This window comes from Streptomyces sp. NPDC031121 (assembly GCF_055570615.1).
Window position 1 is genome coordinate 360,614 of record NZ_JBVIGV010000003.1, and the last position, 23,011, is coordinate 383,624.

23 protein-coding genes are annotated in these 23,011 nt (G+C 72.2%); 12 read left to right on the forward strand and 11 right to left on the reverse strand.

The window, feature by feature from the left end:
- Positions 1–20: 20 nt before the first annotated feature.
- From ACZ462_RS07230 to ACZ462_RS07245, 4 genes are all read right to left on the reverse strand, one after another.
- Positions 21–269: an acyl carrier protein gene (locus ACZ462_RS07230; protein ID WP_114057440.1), complete on the reverse strand. Its 249-nt coding sequence runs from the start codon at positions 267–269 to the stop codon at positions 21–23.
- A gap of 55 nt (positions 270–324) precedes the next feature.
- Complete coding sequence (locus ACZ462_RS07235; RefSeq protein WP_467804901.1) at positions 325–1,329, reverse strand: beta-ketoacyl-ACP synthase 3; 1,005 nt, start codon at positions 1,327–1,329, stop codon at positions 325–327.
- Positions 1,330–1,348: 19 nt separating this feature from the next.
- Positions 1,349–2,266, reverse strand: coding sequence for an ACP S-malonyltransferase (locus ACZ462_RS07240; protein ID WP_467804900.1), 918 nt, complete (start codon positions 2,264–2,266; stop codon positions 1,349–1,351).
- 89 nt (positions 2,267–2,355) lie between these two features.
- Positions 2,356–3,561 (reverse strand): PucR family transcriptional regulator, encoded by a 1,206-nt coding sequence (locus ACZ462_RS07245; RefSeq protein WP_467804898.1) that lies wholly within the window; start codon positions 3,559–3,561, stop codon positions 2,356–2,358.
- 70 nt (positions 3,562–3,631) lie between these two features.
- Here ACZ462_RS07245 and ACZ462_RS07250 point away from each other — a divergent pair, with 70 nt between their 5' ends.
- Entirely contained in the window at positions 3,632–4,291 is a 660-nt protein-coding gene (locus ACZ462_RS07250) for a pirin family protein (protein ID WP_467804896.1), read from the forward strand.
- Positions 4,292–4,316: 25 nt separating this feature from the next.
- On the opposite strand, the gene ACZ462_RS07255 is transcribed toward ACZ462_RS07250, so the two are convergent.
- Complete coding sequence (locus tag ACZ462_RS07255) at positions 4,317–5,144, reverse strand: serine hydrolase domain-containing protein (RefSeq protein ID WP_467805003.1); 828 nt, start codon at positions 5,142–5,144, stop codon at positions 4,317–4,319.
- A 70-nt stretch (positions 5,145–5,214) separates the two neighbouring features.
- Here ACZ462_RS07255 and ACZ462_RS07260 point away from each other — a divergent pair, with 70 nt between their 5' ends.
- Positions 5,215–5,613, forward strand: a complete 399-nt coding sequence (locus tag ACZ462_RS07260; protein WP_223856043.1) for a MerR family transcriptional regulator — start codon at positions 5,215–5,217, stop codon at positions 5,611–5,613.
- Entirely contained in the window at positions 5,610–6,626 is a 1,017-nt protein-coding gene (locus ACZ462_RS07265) for an aldo/keto reductase (protein ID WP_467804895.1), read from the forward strand. The genes ACZ462_RS07260 and ACZ462_RS07265 overlap by 4 nt, the downstream gene beginning before the upstream one ends.
- A gap of 86 nt (positions 6,627–6,712) precedes the next feature.
- On the opposite strand, the gene ACZ462_RS07270 is transcribed toward ACZ462_RS07265, so the two are convergent.
- The 3 genes from ACZ462_RS07270 to ACZ462_RS07280 all read right to left on the reverse strand — a co-directional run bounded on the left by ACZ462_RS07270 (position 6,713) and on the right by ACZ462_RS07280 (position 9,664).
- On the reverse strand, positions 6,713–7,582 hold the full coding sequence (locus ACZ462_RS07270) for a DUF4429 domain-containing protein (protein WP_467804893.1): 870 nt from the start codon (positions 7,580–7,582) through the stop codon (positions 6,713–6,715).
- Positions 7,583–7,648: 66 nt separating this feature from the next.
- Complete coding sequence (locus ACZ462_RS07275) at positions 7,649–8,887, reverse strand: alpha/beta hydrolase (protein WP_467804892.1); 1,239 nt, start codon at positions 8,885–8,887, stop codon at positions 7,649–7,651.
- 132 nt (positions 8,888–9,019) lie between these two features.
- Complete coding sequence (locus ACZ462_RS07280) at positions 9,020–9,664, reverse strand: TetR/AcrR family transcriptional regulator (protein WP_467804890.1); 645 nt, start codon at positions 9,662–9,664, stop codon at positions 9,020–9,022.
- 144 nt (positions 9,665–9,808) lie between these two features.
- On the opposite strand from ACZ462_RS07280, the gene ACZ462_RS07285 reads away from it, so the two are divergent.
- Positions 9,809–11,425 carry an MFS transporter gene (locus ACZ462_RS07285; RefSeq protein ID WP_467804888.1) on the forward strand — a complete coding sequence of 539 codons (1,617 nt, stop codon included), beginning with the start codon at positions 9,809–9,811 and terminating at the stop codon, positions 11,423–11,425.
- Between the two features lie 189 nt (positions 11,426–11,614).
- Entirely contained in the window at positions 11,615–12,103 is a 489-nt protein-coding gene (locus ACZ462_RS07290; RefSeq protein ID WP_467804887.1) for a peptidase inhibitor family I36 protein, read from the forward strand.
- Here the strand turns inward: ACZ462_RS07290 and ACZ462_RS07295 are convergent.
- Both ACZ462_RS07295 and aceE read right to left on the reverse strand, forming a co-directional pair.
- Positions 12,084–12,887, reverse strand: a complete 804-nt coding sequence (locus ACZ462_RS07295; RefSeq protein WP_467804886.1) for a potassium channel family protein — start codon at positions 12,885–12,887, stop codon at positions 12,084–12,086. The genes ACZ462_RS07290 and ACZ462_RS07295 overlap by 20 nt on opposite strands.
- A gap of 148 nt (positions 12,888–13,035) precedes the next feature.
- Positions 13,036–15,768 (reverse strand): pyruvate dehydrogenase (acetyl-transferring), homodimeric type, encoded by a 2,733-nt coding sequence (gene aceE, locus ACZ462_RS07300; RefSeq protein ID WP_467804885.1) that lies wholly within the window; start codon positions 15,766–15,768, stop codon positions 13,036–13,038.
- A 437-nt stretch (positions 15,769–16,205) separates the two neighbouring features.
- Here aceE and ACZ462_RS07305 point away from each other — a divergent pair, with 437 nt between their 5' ends.
- From ACZ462_RS07305 to ACZ462_RS07330, 6 genes are all read left to right on the forward strand, one after another.
- Positions 16,206–16,634, forward strand: a complete 429-nt coding sequence (locus tag ACZ462_RS07305; RefSeq protein WP_189810860.1) for a DUF3052 domain-containing protein — start codon at positions 16,206–16,208, stop codon at positions 16,632–16,634.
- Between the two features lie 149 nt (positions 16,635–16,783).
- The gene (locus ACZ462_RS07310; protein WP_467804884.1) at positions 16,784–17,242 is read left to right on the forward strand and encodes a peroxiredoxin; all 459 of its coding nucleotides are present in this window, start codon (positions 16,784–16,786) and stop codon (positions 17,240–17,242) included.
- 169 nt (positions 17,243–17,411) lie between these two features.
- On the forward strand, positions 17,412–17,987 hold the full coding sequence (locus tag ACZ462_RS07315; RefSeq protein ID WP_125543789.1) for a TerD family protein: 576 nt from the start codon (positions 17,412–17,414) through the stop codon (positions 17,985–17,987).
- A gap of 154 nt (positions 17,988–18,141) precedes the next feature.
- Positions 18,142–18,717 (forward strand): TerD family protein, encoded by a 576-nt coding sequence (locus ACZ462_RS07320; protein ID WP_189810858.1) that lies wholly within the window; start codon positions 18,142–18,144, stop codon positions 18,715–18,717.
- A gap of 26 nt (positions 18,718–18,743) precedes the next feature.
- Positions 18,744–19,856: a DUF475 domain-containing protein gene (locus tag ACZ462_RS07325; RefSeq protein ID WP_467805001.1), complete on the forward strand. Its 1,113-nt coding sequence runs from the start codon at positions 18,744–18,746 to the stop codon at positions 19,854–19,856.
- 165 nt (positions 19,857–20,021) lie between these two features.
- A complete protein-coding gene (locus ACZ462_RS07330; RefSeq protein WP_467804883.1) occupies positions 20,022–20,759 on the forward strand; it encodes a Tellurium resistance in 738 nt (245 codons plus the stop codon).
- A gap of 74 nt (positions 20,760–20,833) precedes the next feature.
- Here the strand turns inward: ACZ462_RS07330 and ACZ462_RS07335 are convergent, their stop codons facing one another.
- Positions 20,834–21,628, reverse strand: coding sequence for a TerD family protein (locus tag ACZ462_RS07335; RefSeq protein WP_467804882.1), 795 nt, complete (start codon positions 21,626–21,628; stop codon positions 20,834–20,836).
- A 194-nt stretch (positions 21,629–21,822) separates the two neighbouring features.
- Between ACZ462_RS07335 and ACZ462_RS07340 the strand changes: the two genes are divergently transcribed.
- Positions 21,823–22,998 (forward strand): HpcH/HpaI aldolase/citrate lyase family protein, encoded by a 1,176-nt coding sequence (locus tag ACZ462_RS07340; protein ID WP_467804880.1) that lies wholly within the window; start codon positions 21,823–21,825, stop codon positions 22,996–22,998.
- Positions 22,999–23,011 lie beyond the last annotated feature (13 nt).

Below are 23,011 nucleotides of genomic sequence, written 5' to 3' on the forward strand. Positions count from 1 at the left end.
CGACAAACGCTCGTCGGGGCTCAGCCCTGGTGCTTCAGGATGTAGTCGGCAGCGTCGCCGACCGTCTTGAGGTTCTTGACGTCCTCGTCGGGGATCTTGACGTCGAAGCGCTCTTCGGCGGCGACGACGACCTCGACCATGGAGAGCGAGTCGACGTCCAGGTCGTCGGTGAAGGACTTGTCGATCTCGACGTCCTCGACCGGGATGCCGGCGATCTCGTTCACGATCTCCGCGAGACCCTCGACGATCTCTTCCTGCGTGGCGGCCATGTGGCGCTCCTTCTCTAGCTACTGGGTGAAACGGGGCGGGAAGGTGTCCCGGGCCCTAGGGGAGGGTAACGACCGTGGCGGCGTACACGAGACCCGCCCCGAAGCCGATGACGAGCGCGGTGTCACCGCTCTTCGCCGCGCCGGTCGCCAGGAGCCGCTCCATCGCGAGCGGGATCGAGGCGGCCGACGTGTTGCCGGTGGTCTCCACGTCACGGGCGACCGTGACGTGCTCCGGCAGCTTGAGGGTCTTCACCATCGAGTCGATGATCCGCATGTTCGCCTGGTGCGGGATGAAGACGTCCAGGTCCTCCGCGGTGATCCCGGCGGCGTCGAGCGCCTGCTGGGCCACCTTGGCCATCTCGAAGACGGCCCAGCGGAACACCGCCTGGCCCTCCTGCGTGATGGCGGGGAACTTCTCGCCGGCGTCCTTGCCGAGGTACTCGTCCCACGGCACGGTCTGCTTGATCGTCTCGGACTTGTCGCCCTCGGAGCCCCAGACCGTGGGGCCCATGCCCGGCACGTCCGAGGGGCCGACGACCACGGCTCCGGCGCCGTCGCCGAAGAGGAAGGCCGTCGCCCGGTCCTCCAGGTCGGTCAGGTCCGAGAGCCGCTCGACGCCGATGACCAGCACGTACTCGGCCGATCCCTCGACGACGAGGCCCTTGGCCAGGGTCAGGCCGTAGCCGAACCCGGCGCAGCCCGCGGAGATGTCGAACGCGGCCGGCTTGACCGCGCCGACCCGGTGCGCGATCTCCGTCGCGATCGCCGGGGTCTGCCGGAAGTGCGAGACCGTCGAGACGATGACGGCACCGATCTGCTCCGGGGTGACGCCCGCGTCGGCGAGCGCCTTGCCGGCGGCCTCCACCGACATCGCGGCGACCGTCTCCTCGGGCGAGGCCCAGTGCCGGGTCGCGATGCCCGAGCGGGAGCGGATCCACTCGTCCGAGGAGTCGATCTTCTCCAGGATGACGTCGTTGGAGACGACCCGGCTCGGACGGTAGCCGCCGACACCGAGGATCCGGGCGTACGGGGAGCCCTTGGCAGGCTTGATCTTCGACATGCTGTGTGGGCTCCTTCTCTCAGGCGCCGTGCCCGGCGACGAGCTCGGCGGCCTTGGCGAGGTCGTCCGGCGTCTTCAGGGCCACCGTGGGCACGCCCTTGAGCGCACGCTTGGCCAGACCGGTCAGGGTGCCGCCGGGGCACAGCTCGATGATCCCCGTGACGCCCAGCTCGGCGAACGCCTCCATGCACAGGTCCCAGCGGACCGGGTTCGCGACCTGGCCGACCAGGCGGGCGACGACGTCGGCACCCGTGGCGACGACGAGGCCGTCCTTGTTCGAGACGTACTTCAGCTCCGGGTCGGCCGGGGTGAGGGCCTTGGCGGCCTCTTCCAGCGTGGCGACCGCGGGGGCCATGTGGTGCGTGTGGAAGGCACCCGCGACCCGCAGGGGGACGACCTTCATCGAACCCTCGGGCTTCTCGGCGACCAGGGCCTCGATCTGGGCCTCCGTGCCGGCGGCCACGATCTGGCCGGCGCCGTTGATGTTCGCCGGTGTCAGGCCGAGCTTCTCCAGGTGCGCGACGACGGTGTCGCGGTCCCCGCCGAGCACAGCGGCCATGCCCGTCGGGGCGACCGCGGACGCCTCGGCCATGGCCAGGCCGCGGGTCCGTACGAACGCCAGGGCCTCCGCGTCCGACAGCACGCCCGCGTACGCCGCGGCCGTGATCTCACCGACGCTGTGGCCCGCGACGGCGCCGAACGCCGTACGGGAGCCCAGCTCGGCGGCGGACAGCAGGCCGGCGGCCACGAGCAGCGGCTGCGCCACGGCCGTGTCGCGGATCTCGTCCGCGTCGGCCTTCGTGCCGTAGTGGGCGAGGTCGAGCCCGATGGCGTCCGACCACGCGGCGACGCGGTCGGCGGCGCCGGGCAGTTCGAGCCAGGGAGTCAGGAAGCCGGGCGTCTGTGCGCCTTGGCCGGGAGCGACGAGTACGAGCACCCTCACACTCTCTCTTGTGGGTGGTCCCCGCCGCCCGTGGGGACAGGGACCAAGAACCGTCAGGGTAATTGTTGATGTCCAACAAAAGCCTAGGGCTGCTGATCGCCGTCGGCCAAGCGCCCGAGGATCAGCGCGATCCGCAGGGTGAACGCCGAGCGGACATCGGACGGTGACCAGCCGGTGACGTCGGTCACACGTCGGAGCCGGTAGCGCACCGTGTTGGGGTGCACGAACAGCATCCGCGCCGCCCCCTCCAGACTGCTCGCCTGCTCCAGGTACACGCTCAGCGTCTCCAGGAGCGCCGACCCCGCCTCCTCCAGCGGTCTGTAGATCTCCTCCACCAGCTGTTCGCGCGCCGACGGATCCGACGCGATCGCGCGCTCCGGCAGCAGATCGTCCGCCAGCACCGGCCGCGGCGCGTCCTGCCACGCCGTGCACGCCTTCAGCCCGGCCGCCGCGGCCTGCGCGGACTTCGTCGCGTTCAGCAGGTCCGGCACCACCGGCCCGGCCACGACCGGGCCCGCCGCGAACGGCCCGATCAGCGACTTCGCGACCTGGAGCGGGTTGTCGCTGCCGCCCGCGATGACGACGAGCCGGTCCCCGAGCACCCCGGTCAGCACCTGGAGCTTGTGGTGGCGCGCCGCCCGCCGGATCGCCTCGACCGTCAGCTCGCTGTCCCCGTCGGGCGCCGTGCCGAGCACCACGCACACGTGCTCGGGCGAGTTCCAGCCGAGCGCCGCGGCCCGCGACAGCGCCCCCTCGTCCGCCTCGCCCGACAGCACCGCGTTGACCACGAGCGACTCCAGGCGGGCGTCCCACGCCCCGCGCGCCTCGGCGGCCTGCGCGTACACCTGGGCCGTCGCGAAGGCGATCTCCCGCGCGTAGACGAGCAGCGCCTCCCGCAGGATCGACTCGTCGCCCGGCGCCGCGACCTCCTCGATCGCGGCCTCCATCACCTCGATGGTCGTGCGGACCATCTCCACCGTCTGGCGCAGGGTGATCGCCCGGGTCAGCTCCCGCGGCGCCGTCCCGAACACGTCGGTCGAGATCGCCTGCGGGGTGTCGGGGTGCCGGAACCACTCCGTGAACGCCGCGATGCCGGCCTGGGCGACCAGGCCGATCCAGGACCGGTTCTCCGGGGGCATCGCCCGGTACCACGGCAGGGTCTCGTCCATGCGGGCGATCGCGTTCGCGGCGAGCCGGCCGGAGGACTTCTCCAGCCGCCGCAGCGTCGCGTGATGCGGATGGGCGGGGACGGGATGCGCGGGGGAATGCTCACGTTCGGGATGGGGCACGGGGACAAGAGTGCCTTATCGGGGCGCCTGCGCCGAGAGCGCCCTCACGCCCAGGGTCTACCGTGGGTCCATGATTGATGTACGCCGCGGCACCGACCGGTACCCGGGCGGCGAACCGGACAGCGGGATCACGACCCGGCACGCCTTCTCCTTCGGCCGGTTCTACGACCCGGACAACCTCCGCTTCGGGCCGGTCCTGGCCTGCAACGAGGAGCACCTCGCGCCGGGCGCCGGCTTCGAGGAGCACCCCCACAGCCACACGGAGATCGTCACCTGGGTCGTCCAGGGCGAGCTGACCCACAAGGGCAGCACCGGCGAGGCCACCGAGGTCCGGCCCGGCGACGTCCAGCACTTCGGCGCCGGATCGGGCGCCCGGCACGTCGAGCGCAACGACGGCACCGCACCGCTGTGCTTCGTGCAGACCTGGCTCGCACCGCTGGAGCCCGGCGGCGAGCCCTCGTACCGGCTGGTCCGCGGCCTGCCCGACGGCACCCCGTACGAGGTCCCCACCGCGGGGGCCCGCCTGCACGTGCGGCGGCCGGCCGCCGGCGAGCACGTCCCCGTCCCCGCGGCACCCCGGGTCTACCTGCACGTCGTCCGCGGCGACCTGCGCCTGGACGGTGCGGAGCTGGGCCCCGGAGACTCGGCCCGGATCACCGGCGAGGAGGGCCTGGAGGCCGTCGCCGGATCCCCGGGGGAGCTGCTGATCTGGGAGCTGCCGGCCGGGTAGGCCCGGCCGCGGGGCCGGCGGACGGTCAGCGGGCGGGGCGGCCCGCCAGCTCGGCGAGGACGGCGTCCGTGAACGGAGGCCACGCCTCGACCGCCCACGGGCCGAAGGCGCGGTCCGTCAGCGCCACGCACGCCGCCCGCGCCTCCGGGTCGACCCACAGGAACGTGCCCGCCTGCCCGAAGTGGCCGAACGTACGGGGCGAGGAGGCCGCGCCCGTCCAGTGCGGGGACTTCCGCCCGCGGATCTCCAGGCCCAGCCCGAAGTCGTTGGGGGACTGGTGGCCGTACCCGGGGAGCACGCCCTTGAGGCCCGGGTGGACCACCGTCGTCGCCTCCGCGACCGTCCGCACGTCGAGCAGCCGCGGCGCCTGGAGCTCCGCGGCGAAGCGGACCAGGTCGGACACGGTGGAGACGCCGTCCTTGGCGGGCGAGCCCTCCAGCGTGGTCGACGCCATGCCGAGCGGCTCGAAGACGGCCTGGTGCACGTACTCCGCGAAGGGGATGCCGGTGGCCTTCGCGATGTGGTCGCCGAGGACCTCGAAGCCGGCGTTCGAGTACAGCCGGCGCGTCCCCGGAGGGGCCATGACGCGGTGCTCGTCGAAGGCGAGACCGCTGGTGTGCGCGAGCAGGTGACGGACCGTCGACCCCTCGGGGCCGGCCGGCTCGTCCAGTTCGACCGCCCCCTCCTCGTACGCGACGAGGGCGGCGTACGCGGCGAGCGGCTTGGTCACGGACGCCAGCGCGAAGCGGCGGTCGACCGGCCCGTGCGAGCCCGCCAGGCTGCCGTCGGCGCGCACCACCGCCGCGGCGGCGGCGGGAACCGGCCAGTTCTCGATGATCTGGAGGCTTTCCAGCCTCTCCACGCTCTCCATGCCGCCGAGCCTACTTGCTTGGAGTGCACTCAAGGGTCCTAGCGTGGTCGCCATGAGCCTGACGCAGACGCAGACGCAGATGCCGCCGCGGTACACGATCAGCGAGGTCGAGGCGCGCACCGGTCTGTCCCAGCACACGCTGCGCTGGTACGAGCGCATCGGCCTGATGCGGCAGGTGGACCGCTCCCACTCGGGGCAGCGGCGCTTCAGCGACGGCGACCTGCAGTGGCTGGCCTTCGTCGGCAAGCTGCGCACCACCGGGATGTCGGTGGCGGACATGGTCAGGTACGCGGAGCTGGTCCGCGAGGGGGAGCACACGGTCGACCAGCGGCGGGAGCTGCTGGAACGGACGAGGAACGAGGTGCGGGCGCGGATCTCGGAGCTGAACGACGCGCTCGCCGTACTGGACTTCAAGATCGATCTCTACACGGGGAAGGCCGCACGGCAATGACGCAGAGCACCACCATCGAGCAGGCAGAACTCGGCAAGGGCGGCCCCGTGGTCGGTATCCAGGGCCTCGGCTGCATGGGCATGAGCGAGTTCTACGGGGAGACGGACGAGGCGGCGGCCCGCGCCACCCTGGAGGCGGCGCTCGCCGCCGGCGTCACCCTGATCGACACCGCCGACGCCTACGGGCGCGGCCGGAACGAGGAGTTCCTCGCCCCGTTCGTGGCGGCCCACCGCGAGGAGATCACCCTCGCGACCAAGTTCGGGCTCGTCCGCAGCGACGACCCGCGCCACCGGGGCATCCGCAACGACCGGGCCTACATCCGCCAGGCGGTCGAGGACAGCCTGCGCCGGCTCGGCACCGACGTCATCGACCTCTACTACATGCACCGCTACGACCCGGCGGTACCGTTCGCCGAGTCGGTCGGGGAGATGGCGGAGCTGGTCCGGGAGGGCAAGGTCCGCCACCTCGGCCTCAGCGAGGTCACGGGCGCGGAGCTGCGGGAGGCGTACGCGGTCCACCCGATCGCGGCGGTCCAGTCGGAGTGGTCGCTGTTCAGCCGCGACGTGGAGCGCAGCGCGGTGCCCGCGGCGGCGGAGCTCGGGGTGGCCTTCGTGCCGTACTCCCCGCTCGGCCGCGGCTTCCTGACCGGCACGTTCGCCTCCGCCGAGGAGCTGTCCGAGGGCGACTTCCGCGCCCACCAGCCCCGCTTCACCGGTGACAACGCCAAGGCCAACGCGGCGCTCCTGGAGCCGGTGCGGGAGATCGCGAAGGCGCACGGGGCGACGCCGGCGCAGATCGCGCTGGCGTGGGTGCAGCAGCGGGCGCAGGTCCACGGCCTGCCGGTGGTGCCGATCCCGGGCACCCGCAAGCCGGAGCGGCTCGCCGAGAACACCGCGGCGACCCGGATCACGCTGGAGGAGCGGGAGCTGGCCGCGCTGGAGCCGCTCGCGGACCGGGTCGCGGGGGACCGCTACCCGAACATGGCCTTCACGTCGGCGGCCCGCGAGGCGTAGCCGGCCGGGCCGGGAGGCGGGGGCGGGCGTCCGCGACGGGGCGCCGCGCCTTCCGGCACCGGCCTGGGGCAGGCGGGCGGCTCCGGCTACGCCTCGGTGGCGAGCGGGCCGCCGGCCGCCGTGAAGCGGTCGCACAGGGCCGTGTACTCCGCGTCCGTCAGCAGGCCGGCGCTGTGCAGCTCACCGAGGTGGTGCAGGCGCTCCTCCGACCGCGGGGCCGGGACGGACGCCACCGGGGTGCGCGAGCGCAGCGCGGCCAGGAGGGCCGCCGCGAAGGGCAGCGACTCCTGCACCGACCCGTAGCCCGTCCCGAAGACGGCGGTGGCCAGGTCGTGGTCCGGCCGCGGGTCGCCGTCGGTGTCGCGGCGCAGCAGCCGCAGGTGCCCGCCCGGCCCCTCGGGGGAGCGCCATTCGACGCCGGCCAGCTCGGAGAGCGCGTAACTCTGATCGCCGGCCTTCCACTTGGTGCCCGTGGCGCCGGTGCGCGACCACTGGAAGGTGACGCGCAGGCCGTCGAAGGAGACGCGGGCGTCGTACGCCTTCAGCTGGAGCGGCGGCTCCGCGACGGGCACCAGGAACCGCCCGGCCGGCTCGTCGCCGCCGGGTCGGATCCGCTCGCGCAGCGCCTCGGCGAACGCGGCCGCCTGGTCGCCCCGGTCGGCCGGTACGACCAGCCGGTACGGGTCGCACACCTCGCGCAGCTGCCCCGCGGCGGCTTCCACCAGGGGGTCCGCACCCGGCCTCGGTATCGCGCGCAGCACCACCGCGTCGCGCCTGCCGCCGCCGCGGGCGGAGAGGTCCACCGCGGCCAGCGCCCCGAAGGGGATCCGCCGCGCCCCGAGGGCGTGCCAGAGCCGCGGCGTTCGCATCCCCCGTGCGAAGCGGATGAGCACCGAGTCCGAGTCGAACTCCCAGACGGCATGATTTCCGGCCAGTACGTCACCCATGCGGCACATGGTAAGGGGAGGGGCCCCTGCGCGTCCCCCTCGGCGCAGGGCCCGATTTTCGGGGCTCTACGCGTGTCAGTCCGCGTCTGTCCCGGAAATTCCTCGGCGGCAGGCATCGTCGCCGGTGGCGCAGGTGACAGAACCGAATGCGCCGGTTCCGATTTTGGCGAAGTTGTCCAGCGAGTCCGTACCTGGCTCGAAATAGCCGGTGTGCAGGCGGGCCCCGGCCGAGGACAGCAGCCGCGCACCGAACTCGGGGGAGACCGGGTCGGCGCCGTGGCCGAGCCCGCCGACCTCCAGGTGCGGCACGTCCGCGATCCAGTCCCCGGCGTCCCGCATGGCCCACACCCGGGCGGAGGTGCGCAGCTCGGCCACCGAGCCGGCGCGCATGCCGGGGCTGCCCGCCGCCACCACGTCCGTCACCCGATCCGGCAGTGCGTGCGCGGCGACCCCGCAGACGACGGAGCCGTAGCTGTGGCAGAACAGTGCGACCGTCGCGTCGCCGGGCAGCGCCGCGGCCAGGGCCTCCAGGCGGGCGGCGCCGTCGACGGCCATGTGCCCGGTCGCGGCGTCCACGCCGACGCCGGCGGGCGCGGTGTAGTCGGCCCAGGCGATGACCGCGGTCCGGGCGCCGGGCGCGGCCGCGCGCTGGGCCGCGTACAGGGACTCGGCCATGCCCGCGGGGGCGGTGAGGCGGCGCTGGGTGCGCTCGAAGGTGACCGCGTCGGTGTCGACGCCGGGGACGATGACGGAGATCCGCTCGGCGCGGTCGAGGTCGCCGAAGACCTCCGCGACCCGGCCGCCGCCGGTGGGGTCGAAGGCGAGGATCTGCCGGCCGGGCTCGGCCAGCGAGGCGAAGCGGTGGGCGCGCCGGCCGGCCGCGGTGCGGTCGGCGGGGGTGAGGGAGATGTCCTCGCTGCGGGCGAGTTCCACCTGTTCGGCGAGGAGCAGGGCCTGCGCGTTCGCGCGGTAGCGCAGCTCCGCGGGGGCGCCCGCGAGGTTGCCGACGACGAACGGGTGGGCGTCGGCGAGGTGGGTGCCGGCACTCGCGTCGAGACCGGCGAAGAAGCGGGCGACGGTCCGCACGGGCGCGTCGGCGGCCGGCACGGTGCGGCCCCCGATGCGCGCCCCGGACCAGGCGGCGAGGCCGGCGGTCCGCAGCGAGGTGCCGGCGTCCGGCCGGTGCACGGCGGTCCAGCCCGTGGTGGCCAGCATGATGAAGACGACCGCCAGCGCCAGCAGGACGCGCAGGGCGGCGGGGCGCGGGTCGGTACCGGGGGAGAGGCGGGGGGAGCCGGGCACGTTCACGTTCATCTGGCACCAGCGTAGGAGACCGCGGCGGGCCGGAATGCGCGGGGTGACCGGGCTCACGGTTTGGAAGCGGCCTGCCCGGTGCCGGGCCCCGCCGGGCGGACGGGCCGTCAGATGCCGCCGCCCTGGGCGTGATCAGCGCCAGTCGGCCGCCAGAGCTGGGCCGATGTGGTCGAGGTAAGCCTCGGTCAGGTCGCGGATCGCGGTGATGCCGGGGTCGTCGCCCTGCCCCCACAGCCGCCCGGTGACCCTCATCACTCCGGCGAACGCGGCGACGGCCACGCGCGGCCGCGGGTCGGCGTCCACGTCCAGGCCCTCACGCTCCGCGATCAGCCGGGCGATCCGCTCCTCGGCCTCGGCCGAGCGGCGCAGGTGCGCGGCGAGCAGTGCCGGCGTCGACTCGATCAGCCGGTAGGTGCGCATGTAGAGGTCGACGGGCACCACCTCGGACAGGGTCTCTTCGAGGGTGCTCCAGGAATCGCGGAGCGCACTGCGCAGGGCCGTGAGGGGGCCCTCGCCGGCCGGGCGGGCCCGCAGGGCGGCGAGGAAGTGGGAGTCGATGAGGTCCTGCGCGGCGAAGGCGACCTCCTCCTTGTTGGCGAAATAGCGGAAGAAGGTGCGCTGCGAGACGTCGACGGCGTCGGTGATCTCGTCGACGGTGGTCTGCTCGTACCCCTGCGCGATGAAGAGGAGGAGGGCGGCGCGCAGCAGCGCGTCCCGGGTGCGCTGCTTCTTGCGCTCGCGCAGTCCGGTCGCGGGCGCGGGCCGCTCGTCGGTCATCACCGCGGGGAGTCCTTTCCGGGACGGGTCGGCCGCCCCCGATCTGACGCTGAGTGAGCGGTCAGGGTACCTGTGAGCGACGTGACAGCGACTGCCTCGTTAACCCGTTTGTGAAGTGTCAGTCGCTGTCAATACTGTGGCGGCATGACTCATCAGACCCCCGTCGACGACCGCGACGACCGCAGTCCCGCCAAGGAGCCGGGCGCGAGGCCGGCCGGCGCCGGACTGCGCGGCCACCCGTGGCTGACCCTCTTCGCCGTGGCGATCGGCGTCATGATGGTCACCCTGGACGGCACCGTCGTCGGCGTCGCCAACCCCGCGATCCAGCAGGACCTCGGCGCCTCCCTCGCCGACGTCCAGTGGATCACCAACGGCTACCTGCTCGCCCTCGCCGTCTCCCTCATCACCGCCGGCAAGCTCGGCGACCGCTTCGGCCACCGCCAGACCTTCCTGATCGGCATCGTCGGCTTCGCCGGAGCGTCCGCCGCGATCGGCCTCTCCACCACCGTCGAGGCCGTGATCGGCTTCCGCGTCGCCCAGGGCGTCTTCGGCGCCCTGCTGATGCCCGCCGCGCTCGGCCTGCTGCGCGCCACGTTCCCCGCCGAGAAGCTCAACATGGCCATCGGCATCTGGGGCATGGTCATCGGCGCCTCGACCGCCGCCGGACCCATCGTCGGCGGCCTCCTCGTCGAGAACGTCAACTGGCAGTCCGTCTTCTACGTCAACATCCCCGTCGGCGTCATCGCCCTGGCCTTCGGCCTGGTCATCCTGCTCGACCACCGCGCCGAGAACGCGCCGCGCTCCTTCGACGTCCCCGGCATCCTGATGCTGTCGGTCGCGATGTTCTCGCTGGTCTGGGCGCTGATCAAGGCATCCGAGTGGGGCTGGGGCGACCTGTGGACGCTGCTGTTCCTTTTCGTGTCCCTGGCCTTCTTCACCGCCTTCGCCGTGTGGGAGTCCCAGGCCGACGAGCCGCTGGTCCCGCTCGGGATGTTCCGCTCGCTGCCGCTGTCCGCGGGCACCGTCCTCATGGTGCTGATGGCGTTCGCCTTCATGGGCGGCCTGTTCTTCGTCACCTTCTACCTGCAGAACGTCCACGGCATGAGCCCCGTCGACAGCGGCCTGCACCTGCTGCCGCTGACCGGCATGATGATCATCGGCTCCCCGCTCGCCGGGGCCGCGATCACCGCGGTCGGCCCCCGCATACCGCTCGTCGCGGGCATGGCCGCGACCGCCGCCGCCTGCTTCGGGATGGCCGGCCTCACCACCGGCACCGGCACCCTGGAGATGTCGCTCTGGTTCGCCCTCCTCGGCCTGGGCCTCGCGCCCGTCATGGTCGGCGCCACCGAGGTCATCGTCGGCAACGCCCCGCTCGAACTCTCCGGCGTCGCCGGCGGGCTCCAGCAGGCCGCCATGCAGGTCGGCGGCAGCCTCGGCACGGCCGTCCTCGGCGCCGTCATGGCCGGCACCGTCAGCGACACCTTCGGGGACAAGTGGGCCGCCGCGCAGCTGCCCCCGCTCACCCCGGAGCAGCAGGAGCTCGCCGAGAGGGGCGTCCAGGTCGGCCTCGCCCCCGTCCCGGAGGGCGTCCCCGCCCCGGTCGCCGAGACCATCACCGGGGTCGCGCACGACACCTTCGTGTCCGGGATGAGCACGGCCTTCACCGTCGCCGGGGCGGTCGCCGTGGCCGCGGCCGTCGTCGCCTGCTTCACCAAGCGCGGCGAGAACGCCGCCGCGGGCGCGGGCGCCGCCCACGTCTGAGCCGGCCCCGCCGGGCGTCAACCCCGTGCACCGCGCAGCCCCGCCGGACGGTTCCGGCGGGGCTTGCGCCTATCAGGGTGGACCCGGTCGCGGCCCCTTCCGCCCGGCCGTCGCCGCAGGTCAGCGTGGACCCACAGCGCTTCCGGAAGCGGTCCGGGGCGCTCCCGTCCACGAAGGAGCCGATCCGTCATGCGTACGAGTTCACCCGCAGGTGCCGTTTCCCGCGCCGCCGACGCCCGCGCTGCCGCCACCGCTGCCAGCGCCGTCGGGGCCCGCGCCCTCGGGGCCCGCGCCACCACGGCCCTCGCCGCGGCCGCCCTCGTCCTCACCGCGCTCCTGCCGGGCACGGCCCGCGCCGCACAGGCCGGGCCGGCCGCCGGACCGCCGCCCGCCCGGGCGGTGCCCTGCGCCGCGGGGCAGCTGTGCCTCTGGGCCAAACCGGACTTCAAGGGCACCCGGTACGCGTACGAGCTGAGCACCCTCGACATCAACAGCTGCACCGCCCTGCCCGCCGGGGCCAGCGTCCAGTCGCTGGTCAACCGCACCGGGCGGCCGGTGACGACGTACCAGTCCGCCGAGTGCGCCGAGACCGGGGAGTTCCAGACCTATCCCGGGGACGGCGTCCACTTGCCCCAGTCCGGCTACCTCGTACGGGCCTTCAAGGTGTGGGAGCGGTAGGCGCCGGGCCCCCGGCCGCCGGGGCCGCCGCGGGCGCGGGGACCGTGAGCGCGTCCGCGGCCGGCCCGCGCAGCAGGGCCACCTCGGCGCGCAGCGCCCGCACCTCCGCGGACAGGTCGGCGATCGCGGCGATCTGCTCGCGCTCGACCCGGTCGTCGCGCTCGAAACGGGAGATGAACCAGGCGGCGATGTTGGCGGTGACCACACCCAGCAGCGCGATCCCCGACAGCATCAGGCCCACCGCGAGGAACCGGCCCAGGCCGGTGGTGGGGGAGTGGTCCCCGTACCCGACCGTCGTCATCGTCGTGAAGCTCCACCACACGGCGTCGCCGAGGTTCCTGATGTTGCCGTCGGGCGCGTCGCGCTCCACGCTCAGCACGGCGAGCGAGCCGAACATCAGCAGGCCGACCACCGCGCCCGCCACGTAGGTGGTCAGCCGGATCTGCGGAGCCATCCGGGCCCGCCGCCCCACCAGCATCAGGGTGGCCACCAGCCGCAGCAGCCGCAGCGGCTGGACGATCGGCAGCACCACCGCGACGAGGTCCAGCCAGTGCGTCCGCACGAACGACCGCCTGGCCGGGGACAGCCCGAGCCGCACCAGGTAGTCGGCGGCGAAGGCACCCCACACCAGCCACTCGGTCAGCGTGCACGCCTGCTGCACGCGCCTCCCCGCATCCGGGAGGACGATCGGCACGGCGTAGGCGACGGCGAACGCCACGGCGAGGACGAGCAGCGGGGTCTGCGTCCGCCGCTCCCATCGCAGCTGCCGGGAGGCTTCCTTCATACGGAGCATCGTAAGGAACGCGTCAGCCGCCCGGGCCCGGCCCCGGCCCGCGCCCGCGGCCGGCACCCCGGACACGCCGGCGGGCCGGGGCGCACTCCGCACCCCGGCCCGCCGCCGGACTCCCGCCGCGCCGGGCGCCGGACGAACGCTAGGCGTCGCCGCCCGCCGGGCCCGGGTCGGCCGCCGCCACGTCCAGCAGCCGGTAGCGGTCCACCGCCTGCTTCAGCGCGGACCGGTCGATGCGGCCCTCCTTCGCCAGCTCCGTCAGCACCGCCAGCACCACCGACTCGGCGTCGATGTGGAAGAAGCGGCGCGCCGCACCGCGGGTGTCCGCGAAGCCGAAGCCGTCCGCACCCAGCGAGGTGTACGCACCGGGCACCCACCGGGCGATCTGGTCCGGGACCGCGCGCATCCAGTCCGACACGGCGACGAACGGCCCCTGCGCCCCGGACAGCTTCCGCGTCACGTACGGGACGCGCTGCTCCTCCTCCGGGTGCAGCAGGTTGTGCTCCTCCGCCTCGACGGCGTCGCGGCGGAGCTCGTTCCAGGAGGTCGCCGACCAGACGTCCGCCCTGACGTTCCACTCCTCGGCCAGGATCCGCTGCGCCTCGACCGCCCACGGCACGGCCACGCCCGAGGCCATGATCTGCGCCGGGATCGCGCCGGACGTGCCCGCCGCCACCTTGTGGATGCCCTTGAGGATGCCCTCCACGTCCACGCCGTCCGGCTCGGACGGGTGCTGGATCGGCTCGTTGTAGACCGTCAGGTAGTAGAAGACGTCCTCGGCGTCCGGGCCGTACATCCGGCGCAGGCCGTCCCGGACGATGTGCGCGATCTCGTACCCGTACGCCGGGTCGTACGCCACGCACCCCGGGTTGGTCGACGCCAGCAGCTGGGAGTGGCCGTCGGCGTGCTGGAGGCCCTCACCCGTCAGGGTGGTCCGCCCCGCCGTCGCGCCGAGGACGAAGCCCCGCGCCAGCTGGTCGGCCATCTGCCAGAACTGGTCGCCCGTGCGCTGGAAGCCGAACATCGAGTAGAAGACGTAGACCGGGATCAGCGGCTCGCCGTGCGTCGCGTACGCCGACCCGGCCGCGATCAGCGAGGCCGTGCAGCCCGCCTCAGAGATGCCGTCGTGCAGCATCTGCCCGGTCGGGGACTCCTTGTACGCGAGCAGCAGCTCGCGGTCGACGGACTCGTACTGCTGCCCCAGCGGGTTGTAGATCTTGGCGCTCGGGAAGAACGAGTCCATGCCGAAGGTGCGGTACTCGTCCGGGGCGATCAGCACGAAGCGCCGGCCGATCTCCTTGTCCCGCATCAGGTCCTTCAGCAGGCGGACGAACGCCATCGTCGTCGCGATCGACTGCTGGCCGGAGCCCTTCTTGACCGCCGCGTACGCCGTGTCGTCCGGCAGCTGGAGCGGACGCGCCCGCACCACCCGCGTCGGGACGTAGCCGCCCAGCGCCTTGCGGCGGTCGTGCATGTACTGGATCTCGGGCGAGTTGCGGCCCGGGTGGTAGTACGGCGGGGCGCCGCTCTCCAGCTGCGCGTCGGTGATCGGGATGTGCAGGCGGTCGCGGAAGCGCTTGAGGTCGTCGACCGTCAGCTTCTTCATCTGGTGCGTGGCGTTGCGGCCCTCGAAGTTCGGGCCGAGGGTCCAGCCCTTGACCGTCTTGGCCAGGATCACCGTCGGCTGGCCCTTGTGGGCGCGCGCCGCCGCGTACGCCGCGTAGATCTTCCGGTGGTCGTGGCCGCCGCGGCCGAGGTGGAGGATCTGGTCGTCGCTCATGTCCGCGACCATCGCGCGCAGCCGCTGGTCGTCGCCGAAGAAGTGCTCGCGGATGTACGCGCCGGTCTCCGTGGCGTACGTCTGGAACTGCCCGTCCGGCGTGGAGTTCATCTTGTTGACGAGGATGCCGTCGCGGTCCTGCGCCAGCAGCGGGTCCCAGGAGCGGTCCCAGATCAGCTTGATGACGTTCCAGCCCGCCCCGCGGAAGATCGACTCCAGCTCCTGGATGACCTTGCCGTTGCCGCGGACCGGGCCGTCGAGCCGCTGGAGGTTGCAGTTGACGACGAACGTCAGGTTGTCCAGGCCCTCGCGGGCCGCCAGGGAGAGCTGGCCCAGCGACTCCGGCTCGTCCATCTCGCCGTCGCCCAGGTACGCCCACACGTGTGACCTGGAGGTGTCCGCGATCCCGCGCGCCTCCATGTACCGGTTCATGCGGGCCTGGTAGATCGCCCCGATCGGCCCGAGGCCCATCGAGACCGTCGGGAACTCCCAGAAGTCCGGCATCAGCCGCGGGTGCGGGTAGCTGGACAGGCCGTACGGGGCCTTCGACTTCTCCTGGCGGAACGCGTCGAGCTGCTGCTCGGAGAGCCGGTCCAGCAGGTAGGCGCGGGCGTAGACGCCGGGGGAGGCGTGGCCCTGGAAGAAGATCTGGTCGCCGCCGTCGCCCTCGTCCTTGCCGCGGAAGAAGTGGTTGAAGCCGACGTCGTAGAGGGAGGCCGAGGAGGCGAACGTGGCGATGTGGCCGCCGACGCCGATGCCGGGCCGCTGGGCGCGCGAGACCATGACGGCCGCGTTCCAGCGGGTCGCGTTCAGGACCTTGCGCTCGATCTCCTCGTTGCCGGGGAAGAACGGCTCGTCCTTGGTGGCGATCGTGTTGACGTAGTCGGAGCTGCGCATCTCGGGCACGGCCACGCGCCGCTCGCGGGCCCGCTCGATCAGCCGCAGCATCAGGTAGCGGGCGCGTTCGCGACCGCGTTCGTCCACGGCGGCGTCGAGGGAGTCGAGCCACTCCTGCGTCTCCTCCGGATCGAAGTCCGGTACCTGGCTCGGCAGGCCGCCAATGATGATCGGATTGCGATCGGATGCGGAAGCCACGCTGTTCCTTCGCTGTCAGGGGAGTCGTGCCTTGGTTTCGCCGCCTCCCATGGTCTTACGCTCGGTCGGAATCGTCATCTCTACCACTGGGTAATCCCTGGAGTCCCGGGGATTGCCGAAGACGTGCCGCGCCGGACGCCCACCGGAGCGCCGGCTTCCGTCCAGACCGACGAGCTGATCGCAAGGGTGTTCGCCCCTCAAACAGGTGGGAAAGTCTGCGTGTGATGCCGAATGAGCTGGAATGGTGTGGGATGAATCACCACAGGGACACGCGGGAAGGCTGAAAGTTGCGGCGAGACGGCCGCAATCGTCACCGTTTCGACGGTCTCCGCGGCCGGGTACTTGCGCGATCCGCCGCGCCCGTGTGGACTACGCCCAATGCTGCGCGCCCGCGCGCGGCCCGAAGACATTCACCGAACATGAGCAGGAGGCACCCCGTGAGCGCGACCGCGGACCACGCGGAGAGCCTGGCCGCCCGGCTGGGTTTCCAGTCCGAACAGGTGGTCCAGGAGATCGGCTACGACGACGACGTCGATCAGGAGTTCCGCGAGGAGATCGAGGAACTGATCGGCAACGACCTCGTCGACGAGGACTACGACGACGTGGCCGATGCGGTGCTGCTGTGGTTCCGCGACGAGGACGGCGACCTGACCGACGCCCTCGTCGACGCCACCGAGCTGGTCGAGGACGCCGCGCTGATCCTGCTGCTGACCCCGAAGACGGGCCGCCCCGGCTACGTCGAGGCCAGCGACATCAGCGAGGCCGCCGAGACGGCCGGCCTGTCGCAGACGCGGCCCGTCAGCGTCGGCAAGGAGTGGGCCGCCAGCAAGCTGGTGACCCCGAAGGCCGCCAAGTCCAAGCGCTGAGCCACGCGCCGCAGCCAGCGGAGACACACCCCGCCGACCCCGTCGGCGGGGTGTGTGCGTTCCGGTCCCGGCCCCCTTTGCCGACCGCACTAGGCTTGAGCCACCCGAACAGCCCAGAGCAGGGATGCGGGAACGAAGGGATGCGACAGATGGCCATCGAGGTCGGCAACAAGGCTCCGGACTTCGAACTCAGGGACAACCACGGCGCCACGGTGCGGCTCTCCGACTTCCGCGGGGAGAAGGCCGTCGTGCTGCTCTTCTACCCGTTCGCCTTCACGGGCGTCTGCACCGGCGAGCTGTGCGAGCTGCGCGACCAGCTGCCCCGCTTCCAGAACGACGACGTCCAGCTCCTGGCCGTCTCCAACGACTCCGTCCCGACCCTGCGCGTCTTCGCCGAGCAGGAGGGCCTCGACTACCCGCTGCTCTCCGACTTCTGGCCGCACGGCGAGACCTCCCGCGCCTACGGCGTCTTCGACGAGGACAAGGGCTGCGCCCTGCGCGGCACGTTCATCATCGACAAGGACGGCATCGTGCGCTGGACGGTCGTCAACGGGCTGCCCGACGCGCGTGACCTGAACGAGTACATCAAGGCCCTCGACAGCCTCTGAGCCGCCCCGGGGCTCCCGCCCGGCCGGGTTCCGCGTGAAACCTCGTCCGGGTGGGAACCGGTCACTAGGATCGACACGTTGATCGGGTAGCCCTGCCGGCCGGCGCCGGAAGGGTCCCATCGCACGACAGGGGCACCGACCCCGCACTCATGAACCCATTGGAGGACCCGTGGGAGTCAGCCTCAGCAAGGGCGGCAACGTCTCGCTGACCAAGGCCGCACCGAACCTGACGGCCGTGCTCGTCGGTCTGGGCTGGGATGCCCGCACCACCACCGGTGTCGACTTCGACCTCGACGCCAGCGCGATCCTGACCAACGACCAGGGCAAGGTCGCCAGCGACGCCAACTTCGTGTTCTTCAACAACCTGAAGAGCCCGGACGGCTCCGTGGAGCACACCGGCGACAACCTCACCGGCGAGGGCGAGGGCGACGACGAGGCGATCAAGGTGAACCTGGCGGCCGTCCCGGCCGACGTCGCCAAGATCGTCTTCCCGGTCTCGATCTACGAGGCGGAGAGCCGCCAGCAGAGCTTCGGCCAGGTCCGCAACGCGTACATCCGCGTCGTGAACCAGGCCGACAACACCGAGCTCGCCCGCTACGACCTCTCGGAGGACGCCTCGACCGAGACGGCCATGGTCTTCGGCGAGCTCTACCGCAACGGCGCGGAGTGGAAGTTCCGCGCCATCGGCCAGGGCTACGCCTCGGGCCTGCGCGGCATCGCGCAGGACTTCGGCGTCAACGTCTGAGTCCCGGGCTGCCGGCCCGCCGGCAGTCCCGCCCGTCCGGCGCCGTGCACACCGCGTGTACGGCGCCGGACGCGCTTGGCACCGATCCACCGCCGGCCCGCCGGAGCACCCCGGGGGCGCCGCGACCACCACGTCGTCCGGGGAGGACTTCAACATGGGCGTCACACTCGCCAAGGGGGGCAACGTCTCCCTGTCCAAGGCCGCACCGAACCTCACCCGGGTCCTGGTCGGTCTGGGCTGGGACGCGCGCTCGACGACAGGGGCCGACTTCGACCTCGACGCCAGCGCGCTGCTGTGCCGCGACGGCCGGGTCCTCGGGGACCGGTACTTCGTCTTCTACAACAACCTCAAGAGCCCCGAGGGCTCCGTCGAGCACACCGGCGACAACCTCACCGGCGAGGGCGACGGCGACGACGAGTCGATCCTCGTCGACCTGACCAAGGTCCCCGCCGAGGTCGACAAGATCGTCTTCCCGGTGTCGATCCACGAGGCGGACGCCCGCCGCCAGACCTTCGGCCAGGTCACCAACGCCTTCATCCGCGTCGTGAACGATTCCGACGGCCAAGAGCTCGCGCGCTACGACCTCACCGAGGACGCCTCCAACGAAACCGCGATGATCTTCGGCGAGGTGTACCGGTACGGAGGCGAGTGGAAGTTCAGGGCGGTGGGGCAGGGGTACGCATCGGGCCTGAGGGGCATCGCCCTAGACTTCGGGGTCAACGTTTCGTAAAAGCCGTACAAGATCATGGGGTGCCAGTGGTTCTGAAAACCTTCGGCTGGTCGTTCGCCATCACGGCGGCCGGCCTTGCCTTCGCCGCTTGGCAGTGGGGGTGGGAGGCGTTCGGGGTCGTACTGATCCTGTCGATCCTCGAGATCTCGCTGTCCTTCGACAACGCGGTCGTCAACGCCGGAATCCTGAAGAAGATGAACGCCTTCTGGCAGAAGATCTTCCTCACCATCGGCATCCTGATCGCGGTCTTCGGCATGCGGCTGGTCTTCCCCGTGGCCATCGTCGCGATCAGCGCCAAGGTCGGCCCGATCGAGGCGGTCCAGCTCGCCCTCGACCATCCCGAGCAGTACGAGGCGCTCGTCACCGACGCCCACCCGGCGATCGCCGCGTTCGGCGGGATGTTCCTGCTGATGATCTTCCTCGACTTCATCTTCGAGGAGCGCGAGCACGCCTGGCTGGCCTGGCTGGAGCGGCCGCTGGCCAAGCTCGGCAAGGTCGACATGCTCTCGGTGTGCGTCGCCCTGATCGTGCTGCTGTTCTCGGCGATGACCTTCGCCACGAACGCCCACACCAGCGCCGGCCACGCGGACAAGACCGCCACCGTGCTGCTCGCCGGCGTCGCCGGCCTGATCACTTACCTCATCGTCGGCGGCCTGTCCTCCTACTTCGAGAACAAGCTGGAGGAGGAAGAGGAGCGCGAGCACGAGGAGGAGGAGAAGGCCAAGGCCGCGGGCAAGCCGGTCTCCGCCGTCGGCCTCGCCGGCAAGGCCGCGTTCTTCCTCTTCCTCTACCTGGAGGTCCTGGACGCGTCGTTCTCCTTCGACGGCGTCATCGGCGCCTTCGCCATCACCAACCACATCTTCTGGATGGCGCTCGGCCTCGGTATCGGCGCCATGTACGTCCGGTCGCTGACGGTCTACCTGGTCCGCCAGGGCACCCTCGACGACTACGTCTACCTGGAGCACGGCGCGCACTACGCGATCGGCGCCCTCGCCGTCATCCTGCTCGTCACCATCGAGCACGAGATCAGCGAGCTCATCACCGGCACCATCGGCGTCATCCTGATCGCCGCCTCCTTCTGGTCCTCGGTCCGCCGCAACAAGCGGATGCAACTGGAGGGCGCCACCGTCGACGCATGACCGCGGCGGTAATGCGGAACGCTCAACTGCGGGGCGGCCCGCCGGGTCCACGGCCCGGCAGGCCGCCCCGTCCGCGTGACCGTGCCCCCGCGCGGGCGGCGCGGACGCTCCGTACTGGGGACCGAGGGGATCAGGGGATCCCGGAGACAAAGGGGGGACAGGGGGATGGGACTCTTCGACGGGATCAGGGGGAGCCGGGCCCTCGACTTCGACGCGGCGGGCGGCCCCGCGGCGGCGATCGAGCTGACCCGCAGGCGCCCGACGGTGTCGCTGACCAAACAGGGCGCGGTCCACGGCAACCTGCGGGTGAACCTCTCGTGGCGGATGCGCTCCTCCGACATCGGCGGCCGGGGCGGCCTGGGCGCCGGGCTCCTGAGGCACCCGTTCAAGCTGTTCAAGCCGGACATGGTGCAGGCGCACACGCAGGGCGTGGTCAACGTCGACCTCGACATCGGCTGCCTGTACGAGCTCGCCGACGGCACCCGGGGCGTCGTCCAGCCCCTCGGGAACCTGCTCGGCGACCTCAACGACCCGCCGTACGTCAAGCTCAGCGGCGACGACCGGTTCGGGGCGCCCTCAGGGGAGACCGTCTACGTCAACCTCGACCACGCCGAGGACATCAAACGGCTGCTCGTCTTCGTGTACATCTACGACCAGACGCCGGCCTTCGACCGGACGCACGCCCTGGTCACCCTGTACCCGATCACCGGCCCGCGGATCGAGATCCCGCTGGAGGAGCGGCACCCGGAGGCCCGCTCCTGCGCGGTGGTCTCGATCGAGCACGTCAAGGGCGAGCTGATCGTCCGCCGCGAGGTGAAGTTCGTGTACGGCTTCCAGTCCGAGCTGGACCGGCTCTACGGGTGGGGCCTGCAGTGGGGGCGCGGCTACAAGACCAAGGCCTGACCGGCCGCCGGGGCCGGGGCGCCGGCCGGCCCGGAGGTGCGGCACCGGCCGGGCGCCGCACCCCGCGGGCGGCGTCAGCGGCGCATGAACTGCGGGCCCTGCACCGGCAGGCGGAACGCCGGGTCGGCGCCCGGACCGGGCGCGGGGGACACCGGCTGCGGGTACCCGTACGCGGGAGGCACGGCCGGCGGCGCCTGCGTCGGCGGGGCCGGCTGCTGCGGCAGCGGCGTCGGCGGCGCCATCGCGGCCGTCCGGTCGGGATCGGCGGCGCCCGCCGCCCCGGCCGCGGCAGCCGCGGACGCGTCCGCGGGGCCCTCGGAGGCGTTCTCGTCCACCGAGATCCCGTGGTCCGTCGCCAGCCCCACCAGGCCGTCCGAGTAGCCCTCGCCCAGCGCGCGGAACTTCCACGCCTCGCCCCGCCGGTACAGCTCGCCGCAGATCAGGGCGGTCTCGGCGCCCGTCTCGGGCCGCACGTCGAAGTAGGCCACCGGCTCGCCGCCGCCGCTCGCCGTGGCGTCGTACAGCAGGATCCGCAGGTCGCCGACCCGCTCGAAGGGCACGTCCTCGGCGGAGGCGACCACCAGCACGCGGTCCACCGCGGACGGCACCGCCCGCAGGTCCGCCTGCACGGCGTCGGTGACCGCATCACCGATCTGCTTCTTGCCCAGGCGCCACACCGACCCCGAGGGGTGGCGGGGCTGGTTGTAGAAGACGAAGTCCTCGTCCGACCGCACCCGGCCGTCGGGGCCCACCAGCAGGGCGGAGGCGTCCACGTCCGGGACGTCGGCGCCGCCGGTCCAGCGCAGCACCGCCCGGACCGCCACCGAGGTCACCGGGATGTTCGAGCCCTTCTGCATCGCGTGCGTCATGCCCGTCATCCTGCCCTCCCGGGGGCGCGCGGAACAACGCGGCCCCCCGCAGCGCCCGTGTCCCCGCCGGAACGGGTGGGCATCGTGCAAGAGGGTTACCTGAACTTCATGTGCTCGAGGAACTCGGGACTGGCGTTCGTACGTACTATTACCGGCCACGCCAGTTGGGCCGCCGAGCCAGTACGGGAGAGCACATGCGTCACTTTGGGCACGTATCGCCCGCGGTTCGCGAGAACCTCTTCCACCAGGAGCCGGCCGAGTTCACCGCCGCCTCCCCCGCCCGCCTGCTCGCGGCCGCCCTCGGCGCCACCCTGTACAGCCCGGCCACCCGCCCCAAGCTCGCCGCCGACATCCGCAAGCAGACCGGCCGCGGCGTCGTCTCCATGGTCCTCTGCCTGGAGGACTCCATCAGCGACAGCGACGTCGCCGACGCCGAGGAGAACCTCGTCCGGCAGCTCGCCGAACTCGACGCCCTCAGCGACGACGGCACCGAGCCCCCGCTGCTCTTCGTCCGAGTCCGCACCCCCGAGCAGATCCCCGACCTCGCCCGCCGCCTCGGCCCCTCCGCGCACCTGCTGGCCGGATTCGTACTCCCGAAGTTCACGGAGAGTCGCGGCACCGCGTTCCTCGACGCCGTCGCCGAAGCCGAGCGGCAGACCGGCCTGGCCCGGCTGTACGCGATGCCCGTCCTGGAGACCCCCGACCTCCTCCACCTCGAAACCCGCGCCGAAGCCCTCGCCGGGATCTCCCGCACCATCGGCCGCCACCGCGACCGCGTCCTCGCCCTGCGCCTCGGCGTGACCGACTTCTGCTCCGCGTACGGCCTGCGCCGCACCCCCGACATGACCGCGTACGACATCCGGATCGTCGCCGGGGTCATCGCCGACGTCGTCAACGTCCTCAGCCGCGCCGACGGCACCGGCTTCACCGTCACCGGCCCCGTCTGGGAGTACTTCCGCAGCCAGCAGCGCCTCTTCAAACCGCAGCTGCGCCGCAGCCCCTTCCTGGAGGAAGGCGTCGAGGAGCTGCGCACCGCCCTCATCGAACACGACCTGGACGGCCTGCTGCGCGAGATCGAACTCGACCGCGCCAACGGCCTCCTCGGCAAGACCTGCATCCACCCCGCCCACGTCACGCCCGTGCACGCCCTGTCCGTCGTCTCCCATGAGGAGTTCAGCGATGCCCAGGACATCCTGCGCCCCGAGCGCGGCGGCGGCGGAGTCATGCGCTCCGCGTACACGAACAAGATGAACGAGGTGAAACCCCACCGGGCCTGGGCCGAGCGCACCCTCCAGCGCGCCGAGGCCTTCGGGGTGGCGAAGGAGAACGTCGGCTTCGTCGACCTGCTCACGGCCGGGCTCCAGGTGTGAGCCGGCCGTGGCG

Excerpts from the sequence above, each read along its gene's own strand:
- ACZ462_RS07310 (WP_467804884.1), top strand. The coding sequence starts at position 16,784 with ATGGCCATCGAGGTCGGCAACAAGGCTCCGGACTTCGAACTCAGGGAC.
- ACZ462_RS07230 (WP_114057440.1), bottom strand. The coding sequence starts at position 269 with ATGGCCGCCACGCAGGAAGAGATCGTCGAGGGTCTCGCGGAGATCGTG.
- ACZ462_RS07250 (WP_467804896.1), top strand. The coding sequence starts at position 3,632 with ATGATTGATGTACGCCGCGGCACCGACCGGTACCCGGGCGGCGAACCG.
- ACZ462_RS07335 (WP_467804882.1), bottom strand. The coding sequence starts at position 21,628 with ATGACGCACGCGATGCAGAAGGGCTCGAACATCCCGGTGACCTCGGTG.
- ACZ462_RS07290 (WP_467804887.1), top strand. The coding sequence starts at position 11,615 with ATGCGTACGAGTTCACCCGCAGGTGCCGTTTCCCGCGCCGCCGACGCC.
- ACZ462_RS07270 (WP_467804893.1), bottom strand. The coding sequence starts at position 7,582 with ATGTGCCGCATGGGTGACGTACTGGCCGGAAATCATGCCGTCTGGGAG.
- ACZ462_RS07265 (WP_467804895.1), top strand. The coding sequence starts at position 5,610 with ATGACGCAGAGCACCACCATCGAGCAGGCAGAACTCGGCAAGGGCGGC.
- ACZ462_RS07320 (WP_189810858.1), top strand. The coding sequence starts at position 18,142 with ATGGGCGTCACACTCGCCAAGGGGGGCAACGTCTCCCTGTCCAAGGCC.
- ACZ462_RS07280 (WP_467804890.1), bottom strand. The coding sequence starts at position 9,664 with ATGACCGACGAGCGGCCCGCGCCCGCGACCGGACTGCGCGAGCGCAAG.
- ACZ462_RS07260 (WP_223856043.1), top strand. The coding sequence starts at position 5,215 with ATGAGCCTGACGCAGACGCAGACGCAGATGCCGCCGCGGTACACGATC.
- ACZ462_RS07330 (WP_467804883.1), top strand. The coding sequence starts at position 20,022 with ATGGGACTCTTCGACGGGATCAGGGGGAGCCGGGCCCTCGACTTCGAC.
- ACZ462_RS07235 (WP_467804901.1), bottom strand. The coding sequence starts at position 1,329 with ATGTCGAAGATCAAGCCTGCCAAGGGCTCCCCGTACGCCCGGATCCTC.
- ACZ462_RS07340 (WP_467804880.1), top strand. The coding sequence starts at position 21,823 with ATGCGTCACTTTGGGCACGTATCGCCCGCGGTTCGCGAGAACCTCTTC.
- ACZ462_RS07275 (WP_467804892.1), bottom strand. The coding sequence starts at position 8,887 with ATGAACGTGAACGTGCCCGGCTCCCCCCGCCTCTCCCCCGGTACCGAC.
- ACZ462_RS07295 (WP_467804886.1), bottom strand. The coding sequence starts at position 12,887 with ATGAAGGAAGCCTCCCGGCAGCTGCGATGGGAGCGGCGGACGCAGACC.
- ACZ462_RS07285 (WP_467804888.1), top strand. The coding sequence starts at position 9,809 with ATGACTCATCAGACCCCCGTCGACGACCGCGACGACCGCAGTCCCGCC.